Source organism: Vibrio ouci, from assembly GCF_004551525.1.
In the GTDB taxonomy this organism is placed as follows: domain Bacteria; phylum Pseudomonadota; class Gammaproteobacteria; order Enterobacterales; family Vibrionaceae; genus Vibrio; species Vibrio ouci.
On the sequence record NZ_SATR01000025.1, the window covers coordinates 19,413 to 41,844 of the forward strand.

Annotated in this window: 19 protein-coding genes; 16 read left to right on the forward strand and 3 right to left on the reverse strand. The window is 45.4% G+C overall.

What is annotated here, in order from left to right; translation table 11 throughout:
• Positions 1–61 precede the first annotated feature (61 nt).
• Entirely contained in the window at positions 62–958 is an 897-nt protein-coding gene (prpB, locus tag ELS82_RS15875; protein WP_134836341.1) for a methylisocitrate lyase, read from the reverse strand.
• An 11-nt stretch (positions 959–969) separates the two neighbouring features.
• On the reverse strand, positions 970–1,665 hold the full coding sequence (locus ELS82_RS15880) for a GntR family transcriptional regulator (RefSeq protein WP_134836342.1): 696 nt from the start codon (positions 1,663–1,665) through the stop codon (positions 970–972).
• 409 nt (positions 1,666–2,074) lie between these two features.
• On the opposite strand from ELS82_RS15880, the gene ELS82_RS15885 reads away from it, so the two are divergent.
• A complete protein-coding gene (locus ELS82_RS15885; protein ID WP_244230794.1) occupies positions 2,075–2,734 on the forward strand; it encodes a hypothetical protein in 660 nt (219 codons plus the stop codon).
• Positions 2,735–2,792: 58 nt separating this feature from the next.
• On the opposite strand, the gene ELS82_RS15890 is transcribed toward ELS82_RS15885, so the two are convergent.
• On the reverse strand, positions 2,793–3,695 hold the full coding sequence (locus tag ELS82_RS15890) for a hypothetical protein (protein WP_134836344.1): 903 nt from the start codon (positions 3,693–3,695) through the stop codon (positions 2,793–2,795).
• A gap of 159 nt (positions 3,696–3,854) precedes the next feature.
• Between ELS82_RS15890 and ELS82_RS15895 the strand changes: the two genes are divergently transcribed.
• The 15 genes from ELS82_RS15895 to ELS82_RS15965 all read left to right on the forward strand — a co-directional run bounded on the left by ELS82_RS15895 (position 3,855) and on the right by ELS82_RS15965 (position 22,429).
• Complete coding sequence (locus tag ELS82_RS15895) at positions 3,855–5,837, forward strand: type VI secretion system Vgr family protein (RefSeq protein ID WP_134836345.1); 1,983 nt, start codon at positions 3,855–3,857, stop codon at positions 5,835–5,837.
• Positions 5,837–6,409 (forward strand): DUF6931 family protein, encoded by a 573-nt coding sequence (locus tag ELS82_RS15900; RefSeq protein WP_134836346.1) that lies wholly within the window; start codon positions 5,837–5,839, stop codon positions 6,407–6,409. The genes ELS82_RS15895 and ELS82_RS15900 overlap by 1 nt, the downstream gene beginning before the upstream one ends.
• On the forward strand, positions 6,406–6,705 hold the full coding sequence (locus tag ELS82_RS15905) for a PAAR domain-containing protein (RefSeq protein ID WP_134836347.1): 300 nt from the start codon (positions 6,406–6,408) through the stop codon (positions 6,703–6,705). Before ELS82_RS15900 ends, ELS82_RS15905 begins: the two co-directional genes overlap by 4 nt.
• 209 nt (positions 6,706–6,914) lie before the next feature.
• Positions 6,915–8,354 carry a type VI secretion system protein TssA gene (locus tag ELS82_RS15910; protein ID WP_134836348.1) on the forward strand — a complete coding sequence of 480 codons (1,440 nt, stop codon included), beginning with the start codon at positions 6,915–6,917 and terminating at the stop codon, positions 8,352–8,354.
• 28 nt (positions 8,355–8,382) lie between these two features.
• The gene (locus ELS82_RS15915; protein ID WP_004413924.1) at positions 8,383–8,904 is read left to right on the forward strand and encodes an Hcp family type VI secretion system effector; all 522 of its coding nucleotides are present in this window, start codon (positions 8,383–8,385) and stop codon (positions 8,902–8,904) included.
• A 19-nt stretch (positions 8,905–8,923) separates the two neighbouring features.
• Positions 8,924–9,427, forward strand: a complete 504-nt coding sequence (tssB, locus tag ELS82_RS15920) for a type VI secretion system contractile sheath small subunit (protein ID WP_004413923.1) — start codon at positions 8,924–8,926, stop codon at positions 9,425–9,427.
• Positions 9,427–10,911 (forward strand): type VI secretion system contractile sheath large subunit, encoded by a 1,485-nt coding sequence (tssC, locus tag ELS82_RS15925; protein WP_004413922.1) that lies wholly within the window; start codon positions 9,427–9,429, stop codon positions 10,909–10,911. Before tssB ends, tssC begins: the two co-directional genes overlap by 1 nt.
• Positions 10,912–10,973: 62 nt before the next feature.
• Positions 10,974–12,362 carry a type VI secretion system contractile sheath domain-containing protein gene (locus tag ELS82_RS15930; RefSeq protein ID WP_134836349.1) on the forward strand — a complete coding sequence of 463 codons (1,389 nt, stop codon included), beginning with the start codon at positions 10,974–10,976 and terminating at the stop codon, positions 12,360–12,362.
• Positions 12,362–12,787, forward strand: coding sequence for a type VI secretion system baseplate subunit TssE (gene tssE, locus ELS82_RS15935; protein ID WP_134836350.1), 426 nt, complete (start codon positions 12,362–12,364; stop codon positions 12,785–12,787). The genes ELS82_RS15930 and tssE overlap by 1 nt, the downstream gene beginning before the upstream one ends.
• Positions 12,780–14,531, forward strand: coding sequence for a type VI secretion system baseplate subunit TssF (gene tssF, locus ELS82_RS15940; RefSeq protein WP_134836351.1), 1,752 nt, complete (start codon positions 12,780–12,782; stop codon positions 14,529–14,531). The genes tssE and tssF overlap by 8 nt, the downstream gene beginning before the upstream one ends.
• A gap of 17 nt (positions 14,532–14,548) precedes the next feature.
• Positions 14,549–15,478, forward strand: a complete 930-nt coding sequence (locus ELS82_RS15945) for a type VI secretion system baseplate subunit TssG (protein ID WP_134836352.1) — start codon at positions 14,549–14,551, stop codon at positions 15,476–15,478.
• A gap of 52 nt (positions 15,479–15,530) precedes the next feature.
• A complete protein-coding gene (gene tssH / locus ELS82_RS15950; RefSeq protein ID WP_134836353.1) occupies positions 15,531–18,143 on the forward strand; it encodes a type VI secretion system ATPase TssH in 2,613 nt (870 codons plus the stop codon).
• A gap of 25 nt (positions 18,144–18,168) precedes the next feature.
• Positions 18,169–20,715, forward strand: a complete 2,547-nt coding sequence (locus ELS82_RS15955) for an MFS transporter (RefSeq protein ID WP_134836354.1) — start codon at positions 18,169–18,171, stop codon at positions 20,713–20,715.
• Positions 20,712–21,716, forward strand: coding sequence for an ABC transporter substrate binding protein (locus tag ELS82_RS15960; protein ID WP_134836355.1), 1,005 nt, complete (start codon positions 20,712–20,714; stop codon positions 21,714–21,716). The genes ELS82_RS15955 and ELS82_RS15960 overlap by 4 nt, the downstream gene beginning before the upstream one ends.
• On the forward strand, positions 21,713–22,429 hold the full coding sequence (locus tag ELS82_RS15965) for a transporter substrate-binding domain-containing protein (protein WP_370447471.1): 717 nt from the start codon (positions 21,713–21,715) through the stop codon (positions 22,427–22,429). Before ELS82_RS15960 ends, ELS82_RS15965 begins: the two co-directional genes overlap by 4 nt.
• The last annotated feature ends 3 nt before the right edge of the window (positions 22,430–22,432 follow it).

Below are 22,432 nucleotides of genomic sequence, written 5' to 3' on the forward strand. Positions count from 1 at the left end.
TCAAACAATTTCACGTTATTGGTTGGTTTCCGAAACTCTTTTCTTGGACTTCCGTTTGTTTCTACTTCCCTTCAGAAAACAGCTGGTCGAGCTTATCTTCATAATCATGATATTTAAGGTGAGCATAGAGCTCTTTGCGCGTTTGCATCGCATCGGTCAATGCTTCTTGATTGCCCACTTCTAACAGATGTTTGTAGACCATTTCAGCCGCTTTGTTCATCGCGCGGAATGCACTGAGTGGATAAAGCACCATGTCGACCTTTGACTTCGCCAGTTCTTCACAGCCATACAACGGCGTTTGACCAAACTCCGTAATATTGGCCAGTATTGGCACATGCTTGCCTGTTGCCTGCTCCAGAGCCTCAGAGAATTGAACGTATTGATCTAGGCGGCTCATCGCTTCCGGGAAAATCATATCGGCTCCCGCTTCAACACAAGCGATCGCTCGCTCAATCGCACGATCAATGCCTTCGACAGCCAGCGCGTCTGTTCTCGCCATGACAACAAAGCTTTCATCGTTTCGCGCATCAACGGCCGCTTTGACGCGATCGACCATCTCTTGCTGGCTAACAATCGCTTTATTCGGTCTATGACCACAGCGTTTCTGCGCAACTTGGTCTTCCATATGCACCGCACCCGCTCCTGCTTTTTCCATCGCCTTGATGGTGCGTGCAATGTTGAAAGCGCCACCAAAACCAGTATCAATATCAACAAGTAGCGGTAAGTCACACGCATTAGTAATACGCTCAACATCGACAAGAACATCATTGAGCGTGGTAATACCTAAGTCAGGTAGCCCGTACGATGCGTTGGCGATCCCCCCACCAGACAGATAGATTGCTTGGTGACCTAAATTTTTCGCCATCATGGCGCAATACGGGTTAATTGTACCCACGATTTGTAATGGGTCATTTTGTTCAACCGCGAGCCTGAACTTAGCCCCTTGAGATAAACTCATGTTGTCTTCCTCTAATCCCTTAGGATTTGTTGCTCAATCAAGGTTCGACTACCCGAAATATGACGTCTCATCAGCATCTCTGCTAACTCTTCATCTCTATTTCGAATCGCCTGTAAGATGTATTTGTGCTCGTCTAGTGCCTCAACTGGTCGAGACTGAGCTCTTGGAGATTGGTAACGATACATGCGTAACAGATGGTATAGCTCATCACAAAGCAGTGAGATGAGTTTGCTGTTTCGGCTGGCCAATATGATGCGGTAGTGGAAATCAAAGTCGCCATGTTGATGGAAGTACGACGCCCCCTCTACTTCATCAATGTGCTTAGAGTGTGTCGACAATACTGACTCTAGACCAAGCAACTCTTCTTCAGTGATGTGTCTCGCAGCCAGTCTCGCTGCCATGCCTTCTAACGCTTCACGCACAGAATAAAGCTCGATGAGTTTCTCAGGAGAGAAAGTGATCACTCGCGCCCCAACGTGAGGGATGCGCTCAATAAGTCCAAGGCCTTCAATGCGCATGATGGCTTCTCTTAGCGGACCACGACTGACTTGATATAACTTGGCTAGCTCAGGCTCTGAAATTTTACTGCCCGGCGCGATCTCGCCACTGACAATCGCTTCTACCAAGGACTCTGTAAGGCTTTCAGATTTGGTATTTTCCTTATCCGGAGCACCTTCTTTTTGTCGAGTTTTAAGTTCTATATTCATAATCAATACACTCGCGTTAAGAAACCACACTGTCTACAATTTGTTCTGATACATTTAAAATAGACCACAACATTGTCGACAATCAAGAGGATTGTCGACAATTTAGACTAAGGTATAAAGTAATGGACGTTATGAGCTAGGTAACGCGATGTATGCAACAATACGGCTAATGTGACGTACGCGGCTTTATTGATCTTTCTGCAGTGAGTCCTTGTCCTATTCAGATTAGTATCTGAAAACCAACAGCTATTCTCGTAACCTAAATTCTATGTACGTCCGTAAAGCCCTCACGTATAGCGCGCTCACCACAAGCATACTCCTAAGTGGATGCGCCTTTTTCTCAGCCCCAGAGCGTGAGCCTTATTACCCTCTCCTGAGTGAAGCGACATATTCTGATGAAGAGATATCTGTGATTGAATCAAACAACGTTCTCAAATCAGCCATCAAGCAAAACGCATTAATCAGCATAGAAAAACAAAATGAGATCGAAGCATCCTTCAGTAAAGTGTTTGCTGAAGTAGAAAACAGTGAAGGATTTTCATTCGAAGACTTAAAGACACCATCTTTTCATTGCGCTTTAAAGACGATAGTTCAGCAGTTCTCTTGCGAGGTTTATGCTAGCCAACAAGATGCTAATACCATTCAACTCTGCCCTCAAAACGAAAAGATTGTAGACAATAATTTGTCCTACCTTCCGTTTAACGATGGGGTAAGAGTAATCCAGCGCTTGGTGGCTGATGAGTTAAATGACGAAGGCACACTACAACTAGAGATGTTCTTAAAAAGTACCCACGAGCGTCCCCTCGAATCGCTTTGGGGCGCCGTGCATGAATTAGGTAGGTTTAAAGGTAGTCAGTTATCAGCTGAGAGTTTAGTCCTAACAGTCAATCTCTCTGCGTATAAAAAAGACCGTTACGCTCATGCGTGGCGATCTGCTTACCATGAACCACTGGTTTTCTTTGTAGTTCTTCCGCCAGTCGACGAGATCGCCACACAACCCAATGAAGTTGCCAGCATGGCATATAGCTTAAACAAGGCGAAGCTTATTGCCACAGACAGCCGTGAATAGGCATAGCGAAAAAAGGAACTCGATTGAGTTCCTTTTTTGGTTTCATACATAATCGTGACTATTGCGTATATTTATACTTAGCCATACTTGGGTCCATCATGCCTGCTTCAATCAGATTTTGCTCGATCATCATCTCTTGTAGTTGTTTCAGTGAGTTGATATTGCCGTAGCCGCGCTTAATCTGATCGAAGGCTTCTTCTAACTTAGGTAGGTTTTCAGCGGTCATTTGCTCTGTGGCCGCTTCGCTCGACGCGAGGAACCACTCAACATCCTTCGTGATTTCTTGGATATGTACCAAGGTATCTCGCAATTTATCTTGATAGTGATTCACTTCTTGAATGGCAGAAAAGTAAGCAGCCCATGCCTGCATACGCTCTAAGGTTGCCCCTTCACTTGAGTCCATGCTGACTATCGTTTGTGATAGTTTATTTCTCGATGAATTAATCGCCTCTTTGAGCTTAAATAGCCTTAAACTCAATTCATCGGCTTTTTTAGGCAGTAGCTTAATTTCGTATTTAACAAGCTTTCGAATCGCATGCATCTTTTGATCGCGTTTTTGGGCCGAGTTCACAAATACTTGATGATCGACTTTACCGACAGGATTGACCTTAAGTTGCTTCCTCGCCTCTTCAATTTTCTTAGAAAGCAAAGACTTAACCCCTTTCTTTGAGCCTTCTTCCCAAGCTTTTCTTGATGCGGCTTTCAATGCAGCCCCACCAGCGACTTCAAGTAGCGCAGCACCCTCTTTGCTACCCGGAAACGGGATCATCCCAATACCGGTTTTCACCCCTTTTTGAACCACGTCCATCGCGACCATTTTTTTGTCACGTTTAACCCAGTTCTTCGCAGATTGATACTTATTGCCAAACTTTCGCGACCAACTTTTATGGTATGACGCACTTTCCTTTTCTACATGATTCAGGAATTCCTTTGCCATTCTTTTAGCGTCTGAGCTCGCCATTTCTCTCTCCTTATAATTATCTAATTTATAAGATAATAGTGAATTTAATTTATTTCAGAATCAATACCTGCTACTTTTTAATGAATTATTAACAATAAATCACAAATCATTGTTTAGAGTAGACTTACTCAAACGGGAAGTCAGTTATAAGGAAGTGCCATGGCTGAGAACTTTTCCGCCACCTCCGGTCCAATGTCAGCAAAAGATTACCAAGGGCAGGATCATGCAATAAGCCAATTTTCTGTTACCCAAACCCTATCTGAACCATTTTTAGTGACTGCGACTCTTATCTCGAATAGTTTTGATATTCAGAATCAACTTGGTCAACTGCTCACCATTAACCGCTATTCCAACGTCTCAGGCAGCTCGACGCTATCTCGCTCATACAACGGCATTGTTACTGGCGTGAAAAGCTTGGGGATGGATGGCAACCTGCAGTTCGCTCTGTATGAAGTGACACTCAAGCCTTGGTTAGAGCTTCTGAAACATACACAGTCATTTCGTGTGTATCAGAATCAATCAACCAAAGATATTGTCAGTGATATTTTTGATAATGCAGGCTTCAAAGGCTGCTACAAAGTCGCGAAAATGCCGACCACCAAGCGCGAATATTGCCTTCAATATAATGAATCCGACTATGACTTTGTAACGCGTTTACTCGCGGAAGAAGGCATTTCTTACTATTTCACTCATTCCGACAAAGATCATACGTTAGTACTACAAGATGCTCAGTCCCCGTTTGATAAAGCAAGCGACGCAAAATTTGATATGGTCGAAACCCCAAGTGGTTCTTTGCCACTTATCGAAACTTGGTCCCCGGCTTTGTCATTTCACGGCGCGAGCGTTGAGTTAACCGCCTACGACTACAGCCAGTCAAAATTGGTATCGAGTAAAGCGCAAAAGAGCAATCATACGATAGCGAATAACACCAAACTGGCTAACCTACACTATCCCCCACAAGGGGTTTCTGGTGATAAAACAGACCTAGCAAGCAACCTAGCCAAAAGGCGTATTGGTTATTTAGAGCAGGACTATGAAAAGGTTGTAGCGACCGCTAAACATGACCTGTTTGACGTTGCAACATGGTTTTCGCTAGCGAGCCATTTAGATAAATCTCAATTGGCAGATTATTCGATCATTTCGGTCACCACCCAATACACCGAAGATGTTGTCTGTAATAGCCAAATCACAGCAATACCAAAAACAACCTCTTACTACCCGACACCGATTGAAAAAAGTCGTGTTCATGGTCTTCAAAGTGCGACAGTCGCTGGCTCAAGCGCCGGAGAAATAAACCAAGATGATCAAGGACGGGTCTATATTCAGTTTCATTGGGACACTGAATCGAGTGGCGACAAAACCAGTTGTTATGTTCGAGTCGCACAGATGCTGGCAGGAAACGGCTACGGCGCTCAGTTTGTCCCGCGTACAGGTCAAGAAGTGCTGGTTTCATTTATTGATGGCGATCCTGATCAGCCGATCATTACTGGTAGTGTCTACAACAGCAAAAATGCACCGCCTTACAAAGAAGCTAATACCACCAAAAGCGGCATTAAGACCAAGTTAAGTGGTCAATCGAATGAACTCTATTTCGATGACAAGAAGGATAACGAACTTATCTATCTTCATGCCGCGAAAGATTTGACCAACGAAATCGAAAACAATCACACCGAAACGATCAAAGGCGAACTGGCGCAGACGGTTACCAAGCAGATGGCGATCAAGACGGAAGATAACTACACCTTATCGGTGACAAAGGCTCTGTCTGAAAAAGCTAAGACGATTACGTTAGAAGCCGATGACACAATTGATTTAAAGGTTGGCTCTAGCAAGATATCCATCTCATCATCTTCCATCTCGATTGAAGCCAGTAGCATTGACATAAAAGCGAGCAATGCGCTCAACCTTCAAGGTACCAATGTCACCAGTAAAGCCACCTCTGCCAACAAAGTAAGTGGTACCACTACCGCGCTTGAAGCAACCAGTTCTAACTCGATTAAAGGCTTAAGTGTCGCGATTAAGGCCGACACGACTCTTTCCGCCGAAGGTTCACTGAGTGCGGAATTTAAGTCTGGCCTCAAAGCAACGTTTGATGGCGGTGTGATGGGCGAAGTTAAAGGTGCGATTGTCAAGGTAAACTAATGAGCTATAAAAAAATCCCATATCAAACCTGCGGGCAAATTCTACCGAGATTCAAGGCGTCAGAAGAAGCGATGGCCGTACTCAATCCAGACCTGACGATTGATGAATCAATTCAAGCTTTGCGCGAGAACGAACTCTACAATGACTTGATTCAATTCCTTGCACATGCCCTACCAGTTAGAGAAGCGATCTGGTGGGCTAGCCTATGTCTACTGCAACGCAAAGACGTTTGGAGCGCTAGCCAAATGCAGTGTATCCAAACAGCCCAACAATGGGTTCATTCACCTAGCGAAGAACTAAGACGTAAGGCAGAACTACTCTCTAACCGATTAGAGCTCAACTGCGGCCCATCTTGGTTAGCTCAAGCAGTATTTTGGAATGGTTCGGGAAGTATTGTCTCCCCTGACTTACCTGTAGTGCTACCCGATCCTTTCTTGTTTGCCAAAGCGGTTGCAGGCGCAATTAACCATTCTTCGGCGCTACCAACTTGGAATAACGCAGAAGACTACTATACTAATTCAATGACTTACGTTATCGATATTGCATGCGGTGGCAATGGAGGAGCAGCATGACCTTAGCAGCAAGACTGACTGATATGCACGTTTGTCCAATGCAAACACCTGCGGTACCTCCCGTGCCGCATGTCGGCGGCCCCATTAGTGGGCCAGGTGTACCCACAGTACTTATTGGCAATATGCCAGCGGCGACAATGGGCGACATGTGCGTCTGTGTCGGTCCCCCAGATTCGATCATCAAAGGCAGTGCAACCGTGCTAGTTATGAACAAACCTGCAGCACGAATGGGTGATACGACGGCGCACGGTGGCTCGATTGTCCTAGGAATGCCCACAGTGCTAATAGGTGGATAAAACCATTTCACAAACAAGGATTTAGCATTTTTTAACCGTCATCCGTCCAATTTTCTAGATGCAGGTCACTTTTTTGAGTAAATAGTAATTTTGGACGAGCCTTTTTATAAAATAACCCTAGACTATATCTATGTAGGAAAACTCCTAATCTAACAATTAAACAACCACTTGCATTAACCAAGCATTTACACTCAAGCAACGGAAGTCGTATGGTAGATATCGAAAGTTTATTGGCGCCAATTTCAGATGAAGCAGAAACAGGAACCTACCTGAAGCTCGATCGATCGGCGTACCGTTCTCTTCGTAACAGCTACAACACTGCTCAATCCTCATTCCGACAGCTTATTGAAACTCCTGATGCATCCAGTGATGAAGCATTACTTGACGCTAACGATTCCAATTGGGCCCAATTAAGACAAGATGCATTCGATGCGTTAACAAAGTCGACAAAAGACATTGAGCTTTTAGGTTGGTATATCGCCAGTCAGTTATTCACTGCGAAACCTTATCAAGCGCTCGCCGACTCAACGAAAGTACTAACCGAGCTCGTTGAACGCTACTGGTCAACCCTTCACCCGACCCTGCCTGAGAATAAACTCAAGAGCAGCGACGAACAGGGGATCGCAAGAGAATTAGCAGAATTTAGAATCAAGCCATTACTTCAGCTTGTCGGTGAAAGTAACGACTCAACTGCCCTTTTCATGCCTCTGCAACTTATCAGCCTTATTGACGAAATAACCTATGGCGATTATTTACGGGCAGAGCGTTCAGGTGAACTTGCGAGTCTTAAAGAGGCGGCTCAGAGCCAATTCTCATCTGACGTTGAAGAGACAGTCATGCTGCTCTCTCAAAGCTACCAACACTTTTCACAGGCAGAAGCGGCTATCGCAAAAGAGTGCCAGGAAATAGGCGTCACACCAACCAGTTTTCGTTTCGTCAAAGCCAATATCGCCAACTCTATCAACGCAATTCGATTCTTAACCGAAGAGAAGTTTGCTAACTGGCCACTCGATGATGAGTTCTTGCCTCGTAAAGAAGAAACGGTAGAAGAAGTACACACCGAAGTGGCGCCTGAGGCGAGCATTGCTGAGCCGCAAGCCGAAATGGCGGCAGCAACGAGCACTACGCAATCTGTCGAGTCCGCAGCACCAACAAGTAACGTGACCGCAAACGACGCAGCTCCATCGCTCAACCAAGCTTTAACAACCAATGCCACCGCTTTCACCAGCGTGGGTAACCTTGCCTCTCGCGATCACGCATTCCAAGAGCTGAGAAAAATCGCAGAGTATTTCAAAGCGACCGAGCCGCATAGCCCTATCTCCTTCTTGCTTGAGCGAGCCATTCGTTGGGGATACATGAGTTTACCTGAGCTCCTACAGGAAATGACGGGCGGTAATAACAACGTTATGGAGCATATCAATCAATTAACTGGTATGGACAACTTAGACAAAGTTGACCTTGCTGATAAAGGAGAAGCGTTCTCTCCGACTGTAAATATGAGCAACCCTGTTGTTAGTCAAGCAGAAGTCGCTCAAGTGTCACCTTCTTCCGTTACCCTTCCTACAGAAGAGAGTGTACCAACTCAACCTATAAAAACTGAAGAGACCACCTCTAAGTCGCCAGACAGTCTTAGCGACTTTGAGTGGTAAATAATGCTAGATAGCAAAGGAGAATAAAATGGCTTCTATTTTCATGAGAATCGACGGCACGAAACCTAAGGGTGCAGCTACAGTAGAGAAGATTGGTGGTAAAGATGGCTTTTTTGCTATCGATACTATCACTTGGAATGCTGTGCGTGGCGTTGGTATCGACGTTGGTAATGCTAACAACGCAGACCAAGGTATGGTTGCGCTGGGTGAAGTAAACGTTACTCGTGGTTGTGACGGTGCAACACCTCACCTGACTACTTTCCTATACGCTCCAGGCGGCGAAGGTAAAACGGTAGAAATCGTTATGACTAAACCTAACCGTGAAGGTTCTGGTGCCGATCCTTACCTAATTCTGACTCTGAAAGCAGCTCGTATGTCTAGCTACAACATGGCCGCTTCAGACGGCACGCTGCCAAACGAATCATTTAGCCTTACGTACACTGAAATTTCTAAGGCGTACTACATCGAAGGTGAAGGCGGCAAGATTGAGAAAGGTCCAGAAGTGGGCTTCGATGCAACGACGGCGAAAGTAACGTCTACAGCATCTTAATTGAATAAGGAGATCCATTGTGGCACTGAATTCCCAACACAAACGCGTAAGTAAAAACCGCGTAAGTATCACTTACGATGTGGAAACCAATGGCGCTGTAGAAACCAAAGAACTCCCATTTGTTGTTGGGGTAATTGGTGACTACTCGGGTCATAAGCAAGACAAAGAAGATGTCGAGGAACGCACTTTCTATAACGTAGACAAAGATAACTTTGACAACGTTATGAAGCGTGTTGGTCCAGAACTAAGCATGAAAGTAGACAATGTTCTAGCTGATGACGATAGCCAATTTGAAGCGAACCTTGCGTTCAATTCGATGAAGGACTTCGAACCTGAAGCAATCGTTGAACAGGTAGAGCCTCTTAAGAAGCTAGTAGAAACCCGCAATCAGCTAAAAGTTCTACTTTCTAAGGCCGACCGCTCTCGCGACCTAGAAAAGCTGTTAAAAGAAGTTCTGCAAAGTGCAGATACTATCAACGCGCTATCTGATGAACTCGGCATAAAAAAAGAGGGAGATGAATAATGAGCACAGAAGCTGAAAACCAAACCCAAGCCGAAGCTGGCGCTGCCGAAGGTGCTCTGAGTTTCCTTGATCGAGCGATTGAAGCAACAACGCAAACACCTGCTGATACAACTAAAGAGCTCTTCTCTGTTCTTGCTGAGCAAGCGCTATCTGGTACGGTCACATGGGATAAGAACCTGACTAAGACCATTGAAAATGCAATCTCTGAGATCGACAAGAAGCTTTCTAGTCAGCTTTCTCAGGTTATGCAACAAAAAGACTTCCAAAAACTGGAAGGTTCATGGCGTGGTCTGCAGAAACTGGTAAAAGAAAGCGAACTTGGTCGCGACCTAAAAATCAAAATGGTCGACTACAGCCAAGAAGAGCTGCTAGAACAGTTTGAAGATGCACCTGCTATTGACCGTAGCCCGCTTTTCAACGCTGTATACCAAGGTGAATTTGGTACGGCGGGTGGTGAACCATACGGTACATTCATTGGTGACTATGAATTTAGTGCAAAAGACGAAGACGTTGCCCTACTTCGCTACATGGGTGAAGTTGCTGCAGCGTGTCACGCACCGTTCGTTGCTGCTGCCAATGCGCAAATGTTCGAATTCAATGACTTCACAACCTTCGACGAAGGTAAGCCAGTCGCTGCAGGCTTTGACTCACCAGCGTACGCCGCGTGGAACTCATTCCGTCAGAGTGATGATGCTCGTTACGTAACACTAACGCTTCCTCGCACTATGGCGCGTTTGCCATACGGTGCAAAAGGCCTAGGTACAAGCTTATTCGACTATGAAGAGCTTGGTACGGATATGGATGGTAATCCAAATCCAGCGAGTAACGACGAGCTTGTTTGGTCAAATGCAGCCTACGACCTAGGCCTAAAAATGACTCAAGCTTACACTGCTTCTGGTTGGTGTACGTCGATTCGCGGTCTAGATAATGGTGGTAAAGTAGAAAACCTACCTAACCTTACCTACAAGACTGAAGCTGGTGACCTAGTTCAACAATGCCCAACCGAAGTTAACCTAACGGATGAGCGTGAAAAAGAGCTCAGCGACTTAGGCTTCCTACCGCTTGTTCACTACAAAAACAGCAACTACGGCGTATTTATCGGTGGACAAACGACGCAGCAACCTAAGACTTACACAGATCCTGACGCAACAGCGAATGCTGCAATCTCAGCTCGCCTACCGTACATCATGGCAAGTGGCCGTATCGCCCACTACCTAAAAGTGATGGGTCGTGACAAGTTAGGTTCGAACCTTGAAGCTCCTGATATTCAGCGTGAACTTCAGCTGTGGATCGACCAATACACCAACGCTGGTGCCATTGGTAATGAACAGCGCGCGAAAACACCGCTTGCGGAATCTCGCATTGAAGTTGTAGAACAACCAGGTCGTCCGGGCGCATATTCAGCCGTCGCTCACCTGCGTCCTTGGCTACAACTTGAAGAGCTGACCACGTCAGTTCGTATGGTTGCCAAAATCCCAGGTTAATCATTGATAGGCCGGCTCGTCCGGCCTTCTTTTCCCATTATTTTTCAAGGACGATGTTGGATATGAATCTTGATTCTAAATGGCAGCAAGACTTCACCTTATTAGACAGCACAGAGAGTGACTTTTTATCAGAGTCTCTCTCTATGTTGTCTGAAGTGATGCCTGACGCGTTATCAAGTAAAGGGCAACTCATCAGTAGTGTTTCTCGCCTTATAGTCGAACTCGATAAAAAAATCTCGCAGCAGATGGACCAAATCATCCACCATGATGACTTTCAAAATCTCCATTCAAGTTGGTTAGGTTTAGAAGGCCTAGCAAAGCTACCAGTAAGTAAACAGCGAACCAAACTTAAGCTGCTCGATATGTCGTGGGAAGAAGTCTCTAGCGATGTCAACCAAGCCTATACGATCAAGGCAACGGACCTATTTAATAAGATTGGCAACCGTGAACTGAATACGCTGGGCGGACAGCCTTTTGGTTGTATGATGTTCACCCACAAGATCTCTTTAGATATGGATTTTGACGCCGATTATGACGATCTCTTCACTTTAGAGCTTCTCAGCAAGTTAGGGGAAATGACCCTGTGCCCGATGCTGTTCTCTCCGGCTGATGACTTTTTTGTCCAGTCGACGGCGGATTGGCTTTCCGATACTAAGCGAATCAACAAGATCCTTCACGGCGAGGATTACCATCCTTGGCAAGCTCTTAGAAACAAAACCTCCTCGAAATTTCTTGGTTTGGTCATGCCATCCATTCGTATGCGTAGCCGATACGAAAACGAAAAAGTGGGCTTTATCTATAATGAATCTGGTCAAGGTCTATGGGGAAACGCAACCTTCGCGTTTGTCGCAACCATCATGCGCGAATACCACCGCGTGAATTGGTTTGGCTTTCTTAAATCGCGCTGGAATGATAAATCCCAAGGTGCGCTGGCAAATATTGATCTTCATACCAGCCAGTTTCTCAATCAACCAGAAACCGACGTAGTTTTATTTGGCCAAATCTCGACCTTCTATGCGCAAAATGGCTTTATTCCTCTGACAAAAAGTGTCTTGAGCGAAAAGTTCTATTTTAACGGTAATAACTCGATTTGGTTAAGCGGCGGAACCGACAACGAGAAAGTTCTGACCCAAATTCAAACCAGCTTGATGTCTTGCCGCATTGCGCATTACTTGAAAGTACAAGTGCGAGAAATGATCGGTAGCTTTAATACCGCAGCGGAGTGTGAGCTGTTTCTGACGCACTGGATTGAAAAATTTTCCAGTAATGTTTCTTTCGCAAATGAAGAGACGCTGTCCAAATACCCGCTCAGTTTTGCCAAAGTGTCTATTGTCGAATCACCGCATAGTGCGGGCAGCTTTTCTTGCACATTACGTATGGTGCCTCAGTACCAATACGATCACTTCTCTGGTGAGGTTGTCCTGACCACAGAGTTTGACGAGGTGGCGTAATGAGTTTTTGGCAGGCATTTATTCAACCGACAGACTCCTCAATGTCAAACAGTGACATTGAAGATATTAAGTATCATTTAACTCGACTTCTCGAATCAGAAGCGTCTCTCGTTGATATCGATGACCGCTTTACCGAGCTTCAGCGTTCTAACTTTCGTTTTGGTATCGAAGATGTGCAGTTACTGAGCGCCAGCTTAGACCAAACTCAGCTTGCTCTTCGCTTAGAACGTTACATCACCCACTTTGAACCAAGACTGACCAAGGTGTTGGTAGAGCTAGGCGAACGTAAAGAGAATGAAAATGCGATTGCGTTCAGCATTGTGGCAAAAGCAAAAACAGACCAAGGGCAGAAAGATCTTATCTTTGACTCAAAAATATCACTGAACAATTTGAAAACCATAATGACGGAGGACAGTTATGAGTGATCCGTTATTACGCTATTACGAGCAAGAGCTCACATTAGTACGCCGTGCCTTAGGACAGTTTGGTCAGCAACATTCTGGGCACGCCGAGCGCCTAAAAATACACCAAGGGCAAATCGAAGACCCAAGCCTTGCGCGCTTACTTGATGGTGTCGCGCTACTCAACGCCTCAGTAGAGAAAAAACTGTCCGATCAACTGCCTGAAGTTATTGAGGGGTTATTAGGTGTTCTCTACCCTAGCTATATTCAAACAATACCAAGCGTTGCCTATTTAGAGCTTGGTGAAGACGCCGATCTGGCAGAGTCGACATTGTTGCCAAAAGGGTCTCAATTTAACGCGACAGCGCAAGGCAAGGACTGCGTCTTTACTACCGTTGATGATCTGCAGACGACGCCGTTTGCAATCCTTGATACTTACGCTTCGAACGCACCATTTAAGTTTAATCGCCCTCGTGGCACTGAGTTGACCACGGGCGTTATTCAAATCAAGTTCTCGACTCAGGATCCGGATACGCATTTCAGCTCATTAGATTGCGACCATCTCGACCTATTTGTTCAGGGCTTCGAAAATAATGCAGATTCGCTTGTTGAGTTATTGCTTGCAGAGACTCAGGCCATTTCTGTTTCGGATGTCACATGCGAACATCACGTCGTGCTGGACACGGCAAATTTATCAAGTCGTGTCAGTGACGAAGCGTTCCGCTTTCTGCCACAAAAAGGCAATCAGTTCTCCGGCTACCAGCTGGTGAGTGAGTTTTTCTGCTTTAAAGAAAAACGTCAGTTCTTCCGTATTAAAGAATTCAAAAAGGCATTGGCAAAGTTCGATCAGTCGGAAATCGTACTCAATCTGTTTATGCATAGTTTGCCAACTGAGTTTATTCGCCTCTTCGACCGCCATGTCTTTAAGCTCAACATTTTACCGGCGATTAACTTGTTTGATAAAACGGGTGAGCCTACCAATTATGATCAACGTAGCTTAAGCGTTCCTGTTAATGCAGATGCACACAGCGATGACGATATCGAGATCGTCGAAGTTAAAGAAGTGTTTGAAATCACCTCGATGGGTGAAAAGCCTTTAATTCCACTGTTTAAAGATAGCTACCGCTCAAACAAGCGAGCGGACTACTGGCAATGTACACGTGACAGCAACAATGAATTCCGCCTCGCCATCAGCTTAAACAACCAGCAAGAACTGGAGTTTAACCGACTGTATGGCACTCGGTTACTGTGTACTAATGGCAAGATAGCCTGCTCCGTTCAGGGCAGCTTCGAGTGCCTAGAAAGCATCAATTTGCCCGGTGAATTTTACGCTATATATCCGCCCTCTGCGCCGATTGCAAGAGAGCAAGATCCTCATTTGCATTGGCAATTTATCGCATTACTGAATGCGAACTTTTCGTCACTATTGCACAGTGAGCAGCCTGCTGAAGCCTTAAAGCAAATGCTTCGCTTATGCAGTCGAAGCCAGCTCCCAGCGGACGAAATCCAAACTATCCGCGACGTAAAATTGCGCTCGCAGGTTTCAGCGCTGCGTATATTAGGCAAAAACGTCTTTTGCCCAGGCACTGAAATTGAAATCACACTCGATACTCAGAGCGGTTTCTTAGCCTTTAGCGATGTATTAAATCGTTTCTTCCAGCAGTACTGCAGTTTTGATCGATACATCCAGCTCTCTGTTCGTGTCTATGGCCGAGACGGTTTCGTTAAACGCTACCCTAAATACCATGGAAGCCAATACGCGCTTTAAGTGGCCTAGGAGTTAGCATGAACATAATTAAAGATCTTAGCCACAACCCTCAACAATACGACTTTGCTCAGGCAATGCGTATGTTGTCTCAGTTTATCGAGAGCGCTGAAACCCGAGTTCAATTGGTTCTTAAAGCAGAAGCAATGCCAACTGGTGACGCGAGCGAGATCCAATACTTCTCGTTGAAAAACAACAAGGCAAAATTCAGACTCGCGAAACAGGCTCTTTCTGGCGTAAAAGGCGTGATCCCCTACTACATCTACGAAGAGTTATTGCTCGCACTTCACGATGACGATCATGCGTTAAAGGACTTTCTCGACGTTTTCAATCAACGCTACTTTGAGCTGGTTGCGCAGCTTGAGAGCAGACAATGGCTATTAGTTCAAAACGAACTCAACGCGGATAAAACTCAACTGCTGCATCACATTGCTGCGCTAAAAGATGAGCACGCTCATCTATTTCAGTACTCGCTGTTGCTCAACCAAAATAGCCGAAGCCTGACTGGTCTCGAACAAATTCTCAATGATTACTTTCCGTATGAAATTGAGGTAACGACCAAGCATTTCGAGCGCAGAAAGCTGCCAAGTGACTCACTCACTCGTTTAGGGGCAAACCAAGCATACAACAGTCGCATCGGCCAAGGCTTCCTGATTGGCAAAACGTGCCTAACGCATTTTACTCATTTGTTGGTATCGATAAGACCTGCAAATGAACAGGAATTATCGGATATCCAAAACGATGCCATGCTGGCTGATTGTATGAAAACCTTGATCCAGCATTACTTAAAAGACAATACACCAGTTTCGATTTATCTCGAGGTAAAACGAGCCTATCTCGCTCGTCCTAAGCTGTCCTCAAATATGAATCAAGCTGCAAAACTCGGTGAGGTAGATTGCCTCGCACCAGAACGAAAACCTCAGCAAAGGATTCGTATTTTGCTCAAATAGGAGCGTTCAGTGGCCTTTGCGCTCTGAACATTAGAAATACAAGGATAAATGTATGACACAAGTAACCTTAACTAATTTAGTCGCCAAGCTATCTTCAGAGCTAAAACAAGCTTTAGAAGTGTCTGCAGGCGCAGCCATGAACCAAGGTGTCGCTTCGATTGAAGTTGAACACTGGCTACTACAGCTTATCTCTCAACAAGATGCGAACCTTAATAGCCTGATTCAATCGCAAAACTTAGCGCAAGAAAACCTTGTCAACGAGCTTTCTAGCAAAATAGCTCGGCTGCCCAAAGGCAACGAAGGCCAACCGACCCTTAGCCATGGCTTAACCGAATTAGTGAAAGATGCGTGGATGCTTGCGTCAGTCAATTACGGTCACGGAGAAATCATCAGCCTCCACTTAGTTCAGGCTTTGCTGCAGCAAAACGTACTGGGTGTCAATACGCTTCAACTCGATAGCTTGCAGTCGGTGTCTCTTGAATCACTGCAAGGCTTGATTAACAAAACGGCCGTTGCACGTGCGAAAACATCAGCATCAGGTGAAGCCGTTGCCAGTGGTCAACCAAGCGGTAACGACGCATTAAGTAAGTACACGGTCAACCTCACCCAGCAAGCGCTTGATGGCAATATTGACCCAATTTCTGGGCGTAACGCCGAAGTTAGAAAAGCGATCGATATCCTTTGTCGGAAACGCCAGAACAACCCGATCATGGTTGGTGAGCCCGGTGTTGGTAAAACCGCGGTGGTTGAAGGTCTTGCGCTTCGTATCGCTGCAGATGAGGTACCGGGAGCGCTTCAAGGCGTACAAATCCACTCGCTAGATTTAGGTCTTCTTCAAGCTGGCGCAAGTGTTAAAGGTGAGTTTGAAAACCGCCTTAAAGATGTCATCAATGAAGTCAAAAACAGCGAAGTCCCTATCATTGTCTTTATTGATGAAGCGCACACACTAATTGGTGCTGGCGGCGCTGCTGGTCAAAACGATGCGGCGAACCTGCTAAAACCTGCGCTCGCTCGCGGTGAATTCAAAACTATCGCTGCGACGACATGGGCGGAATATAAGAAATATTTTGAAAAAGATCCGGCACTGACTCGTCGATTCCAAGTGGTTTCAATTGAAGAGCCTAACGCAGAAGACGCGAAGCAAATGCTGCGTGGCGTGGCGGTTTCTTTACAAAAACACCATGGCGCCTTTATCGCGGAATCCGCGATTGACGCTGCGGTACATTTGTCTATCCGTTACCTTCCAAGCCGTCAGCTGCCAGATAAAGCGATCAGCTTGCTTGATACTGCAAGTGCGCGAATCGCCCTTACTCAAGGGGCAAAACCTGAGGTTATCGAGTCTCTAGAGCAGACGATTCGTTACCAGAACAATGAAAAGGTCGCACTCGAAAAAGAGAACGCCCTATTTGGTATCGCTGAAGAAGAAATCGCTGAACTCACAGAGACCATCAAAGCCAACGAAGCAGAGTTAGCCGCTTTAAATACTCGTTGGGAGCAAGAAGTCGAGCTGGTTGATAAAATCAAAGCGCTGCAAGAAGAAATTAGCCAAGCTGATGAGACTGACGCGCCCGATCTAACGAAACAGAAACAGCTTAATGACACACTCGATGAATTGGCGACGCTCCAAGGTGAACAACCTTTGGTGAATGCGATGGTCGATGACAATACCATCGCTCAAGTGATCGCCAATTGGACAGGAATTCCTGTCGGCAACATGATGAGTGACGAGATTGCTCGTCTACTGTCACTGGAAGAAGAGCTGGATAAGCGTGTTATTGGCCAGAATGTCGCTAAGCAAGAGCTCGCCAAAGCGATTCGTATTTCACGTGCTGGTCTTACCGATAGCCGCAAACCTATCGGCGTGTTCCTAATGTGTGGTCCAAGTGGTGTTGGTAAAACTGAAACCGCAATGGCACTTGCAGAGCAGCTTTACGGTGGTAGCAACGATATGACTATCATCAACATGACTGAATTCAAAGAAGAGCACAAGATCTCTATGTTACTCGGCTCGCCTGCCGGCTATGTTGGCTTTGGCGAAGGTGGCGTATTGACTGAGGCTATCCGACGTAACCCATACTCTGTGTTATTGCTTGATGAAATGGAAAAGGCCCACCCTGGCGTTCACGATCTCTTCTACCAGATCTTCGATAAAGGTCATATTAAAGACAGTGAAGGCCGAACTGTGGACTTCAAAAATACCATTATCATCATGACCTCTAATGCCGCGGACCAAGCGATCTGTGACGCGTGTGAAGAGCAGGATGAACGAATGAGTAATGAGCAGTTGTTAGAGAGCATTCGCCCTGATCTTCAGCATTACTTCAAACCTGCATTCTTAGGTCGCACAACGATTGTGCCTTACTACCCGCTCAACGACGAAGAGCTGGCAAAAATCACTGAGATTTCTCTCAATCGTATTAAGAAGAAATTGGCCGAACAGTACCAAGCTAGCTTTACTTGGGATAAAGGCTTTATCGACTTTGTTGTCGCTAAAAATACGGATCCAACAACAGGTGGCCGCGCCGTTGAGCAGATCATCAACCGTTCTTTAATGCCAAAACTAGCCGAAGAGTGTATCACTCGCCTAAGCCAGCAGCAGCCTATCACTCAAGTGTCAGTGGTTGCAGCAAGCAACGCAGCAGGCTTCGAGCTCACTATTAACTAATCAAATGGCTAAAGGAAACGTCGTCATGGATAAGCATCACAGCAGTAAGTCACCATCGTTTTTCTCATTACGAGTTAAACTTGTGCTGGCTATTATTGCTGTGCTGCTCTTTTCTAATGGCCTTAACACAACGTTAAATTACCTCAACTTTGAAAAGCGGTTAACTCAAACTAGCGACTCAACGTATCAAGTCGTCCTTAGTGAAACGGACAATGATATTAAGCAGGCAATGAGCTTGGGTTTACCGCTATCTGCGATTTCAAATATTCAATCTTTGTTAGAGCGTCGTCTCGCGTTAGTCGACGGGATCAGTAAAATTGAGGTATTGGATAAAAATGGCATTGCTCACTACTCTGCTGGAAAACATGTCGACTCTGAACGTATGATAAGTGCTGATATTTCCAATACATTCGGCCAAAAAGAAGGACAATTAAACCTCTATTATTCAACGGTTTATTTAGACAACATTAAAGCTCAGCTATTAACGCAACAACTAATGGACACCTTGCTATGGGTACTCGTGACCTCTTGCATCGGCTATTTCGCATTGAATCTGGGCTTGGACTTTCTACTCAAAAAAATACACGCTACACGTAACGTACTTGATGAGAAAAACATCAATGATGAGCAACGCATCGAAAACGCGTACAAAACATTTTTCAGTTCGCATGGTAAAAACAAGTGGCAACAACTGCGTGATAACTACTTTCCACTACTGATCATTTTCCTTGCGATCTTACTGACCTTTACTTCAAACATCGGTAGCTCGTATCAAGCGCTAGATAAGTTCTCTGACACTTATCAAACTCAGCTTGAACAGAAATCGCACGTCATCGGCGATACCTTATCTAGTATGATCCAACGACTTCTGCAACAAGGTGTGCCACTGGATCGCTTATACGGTTTAGAAGACGAATTTTCTTCCTACATTACCCAGCACCCGGAGCTGTTATCTATTCAGCTACAACAATCGGGAACCGATCTGTATCAATATCCAAAGCAGATGGTCGTCAGTCAATCTATGATGGCGTCACAACTGCCAATTGATGATGCTATCGGCATCGAACTAATGATGACAACAGACACCAATATTATTCCTCAGCTTCTCGAAGAGAGCTTGATGGATATGATCACTGTTCTCATTGCCTCGGCATTAATCGTGATTGAAATTATCCTCTTCGTGTGTAATTTCATGATCATTAAACCTTGGCACCAAATAAAGCAGCTGCTTAGAAACGCCAAGAAAGGCCACGCAGAATGGGTGGCGCAGGTGTCAGCCAAAGACGAACTGGGTAACATTATTGACTCGCTCAATAGCCTCACTCAGCGTAAAGCAGCCAATGAAAAGCTGACCGTTCGTCGCTCACAAGACTATCGCTTTATTCGTCTTCCCCTGTTTATGTTGGTTTTTGCGGAAGCGGCGTCACTCGCCTTCTTCCCTAACTTTGTCGCAAGCCTTTCCCACTCTCAGTCGTGGATCCCAGAGAGTCTGGTGACCAGTCTACCTATCTCACTGTTTATGTTCTGCTGGGCGATTTCTCTACCTTTTGCGGGCTATTGGTCAGATAAAGTAGGTCGCAGAAAGTCTCTCATTGTTGGTGGCTTAGTCACGAGTTCAGGCCTAGCGCTGACCGCTTTTTGTCATACATTAGAATTGCTGCTTTTAGTGAGAGCTTATACCGCGGTTGGTTACGGTATCGTCTTTATTTCAGCGCAGGGCTATATCACCGATACCACCACGACCAAAAACCGCACCAAAGGGATGTCGACCTTCTTATCGGCATTCTTTGCCGGCTCATTATGTGGCGCTGCTATTGGCGGGATTGTCGCAGATAAACTGGGCTACAATGTGACCTTCTTACTTGCTGCTGTACTGGCGCTAGCGAGCGTGCTTTTTGTGGTTAACTTCTTTAGCCATGGCAGTTCCAATTCGCAAAGCAAACCCGTGAGTCTCAACGATTTTAAAGTATTGCTAAGTAATAAGTATTTTGCGCTGATCACTTTCTGTAGCGCGATCCCTTCGAAAGTAGTTTTAACTGGTTTTTTGTATTACTTATGTCCGGTTTATCTTCAGTCTCTTGGCGAAAGCAGCGCGGTGTCAGGCCGAGTAATGATGAGTTATGGCTTAGCCATCATCATCATCTCCCCATTAAGCGCTTTCCTTGTTGATCGCTGGAACAACAAAATTCGCTTCATCGTTATTGGTGGGCTGTTATCCGCACTGGCGCTGATCAACATCATGATGCTACCGGGTACACTCGGTTTGTTGCTAATCGTTATTATGATTGGCGTAGCTCACGGCATCAGCGTCTCCCCTCAAATCCCACTAGTCATGGAACTGCTTGACCATGAAGGGCTAGATAAAGGCAAAACCATCGGTATTTTCCGTCTGACCGAGCGTATCGGTAACATTACTGGCCCGATGCTAGCAGGGTTAAGTTTAAGCCTGTTTGGCTATCAAGATACTATCGTACTGTTTGGTGTGACGCTGTTTATCAGCTCTGCGGTACTCATCATTTTCTACGCTCTGTTTACTAAGCGCGATCGCGCCCATTTGGAGGTTGCAAAATGAGAATGTTAGTTTGGGTTTTGCTCATACTACTGCCGCTGACCAGTAGCGTTCACGCGTCACAAAGTGAGCCTAAACAAGTGGTCATGCTACTTTGGCGCGGCGTCACCGACGCTGAACGCGGCTTTATGGAGTACTTATCTAGTAAAGTCGACGTCAAATACACCCTACTCGATGCAAAACGCGACAAAGCGACTCTGTCTCAATATGTTGAGAATATCGAGCAATACAACGCAGATTTGATCTATACCTTTGGCACCACTACCACACTGACACTGCTTGGCACCGAAGATAAGCCGAGTAACTTTCGTACAAACAGCAGCACACCGGTTGTGTTTAGTATCGTGACCGATCCGGTTGGCTCAAAGATTGTCTCAAGTACAACAGAATCAAAACGCAACTTCACGGGTGTGAGCCATATCGTTCCCCATCAAGTGCAGTTTAATGCGATTCAGAAACTGCCTAATGTCGAAACAATGGGCATTGTTTTCAATCCACTAGAAAATAATGCGGTGATCACGGCGCGAAAGATCCAGATGCTCTCGGCCAAGTTTGGTATGGACGTCTACCTATACCCTCTTCGCACAAAAGACAGTAAGCCAGACTTAAGCTCACTTTCATCAGTTATTGATACCATGCTTGAAGATAAAGTTCAGCTTGCTTATCTGCCGCCCGACTCTTACATCATCAGTCAAGGTAAAGGCATCGTCGATAGTTTGCATAAACATGGCATCGCTACCTTCTCCGCAACTGAGTCTCCGATTCGCAAACATAACGCTTTATTTGGTATTGTTAGCCGATACTATAACGTCGGCGAATTTGCCGGACACAAAGCAGAGCAAATTTTGACCCAAAAACGCGCTCCACAAGAGGTCGCTATAGAGCCCTTGAGCCAGTACTCCTATATTGTAAATATCGGTGCAGCTCGTACATTGGATTACTATCCTCCTGTTTCTATTCTAAAAATTTCCGAGCTTATTGGAGGGAATGAATGGCAAGAATGATTCCGAGTTTTACTTTCTGCCTAATGATTATGTTATTCAGCCTGAAATTCAGTGCTGATGCTTTTGCTCAACCTACTTTTGGCCCTTCTCGTCTGTTATTAACGACTCAAGACTGGCCTCCGTATCAAGAGTATAAACACGGACAAATGCAAGGTATTGCCCTAGACCGTGTCAAATGTGCGCTAGGAAAAATGGGGCAACCTTACCAACTGACAATGACGACTTGGTCTGACGCACAATTACGTGTCCATAGTGGCTCTCAGCATGCCTTTTTTGTTGCGACACAAACGGCTGAACGTGATGACTACGCAACCCTATCGGCCCCAATCGCACAACAAGAGCTTATGTGGTATTTCGGCCCTGGGGTTGAGCCTAAAATCAATGAGTTGTCAAAGTTAAACCTCAAGTTCTCTGCCAAATTTGGGTCGAATAAGTGGTTTTGGCTAAAACGTAATGGCTACAATGTAGTCAAACAGCCACGAGATGCTAAAGTATTACTAAAGCTTTTAAAACAAAGGGAAATTGATATCGCACTTGAGGATAAACTCGTGTTTCAGGGAGAGTTAGATGAAGCTGACCTACCCAGCGATTATTTTCAGTCTAAAACCCATGAAACTAAACCTATGGGTGTCTATTTTTCAAATCGTTTCCTAAATAAGTATTCTGGTTTCTTACCTGCATTTAATGCAGCGGTTTCAAAATGTGAGAGGTAACTA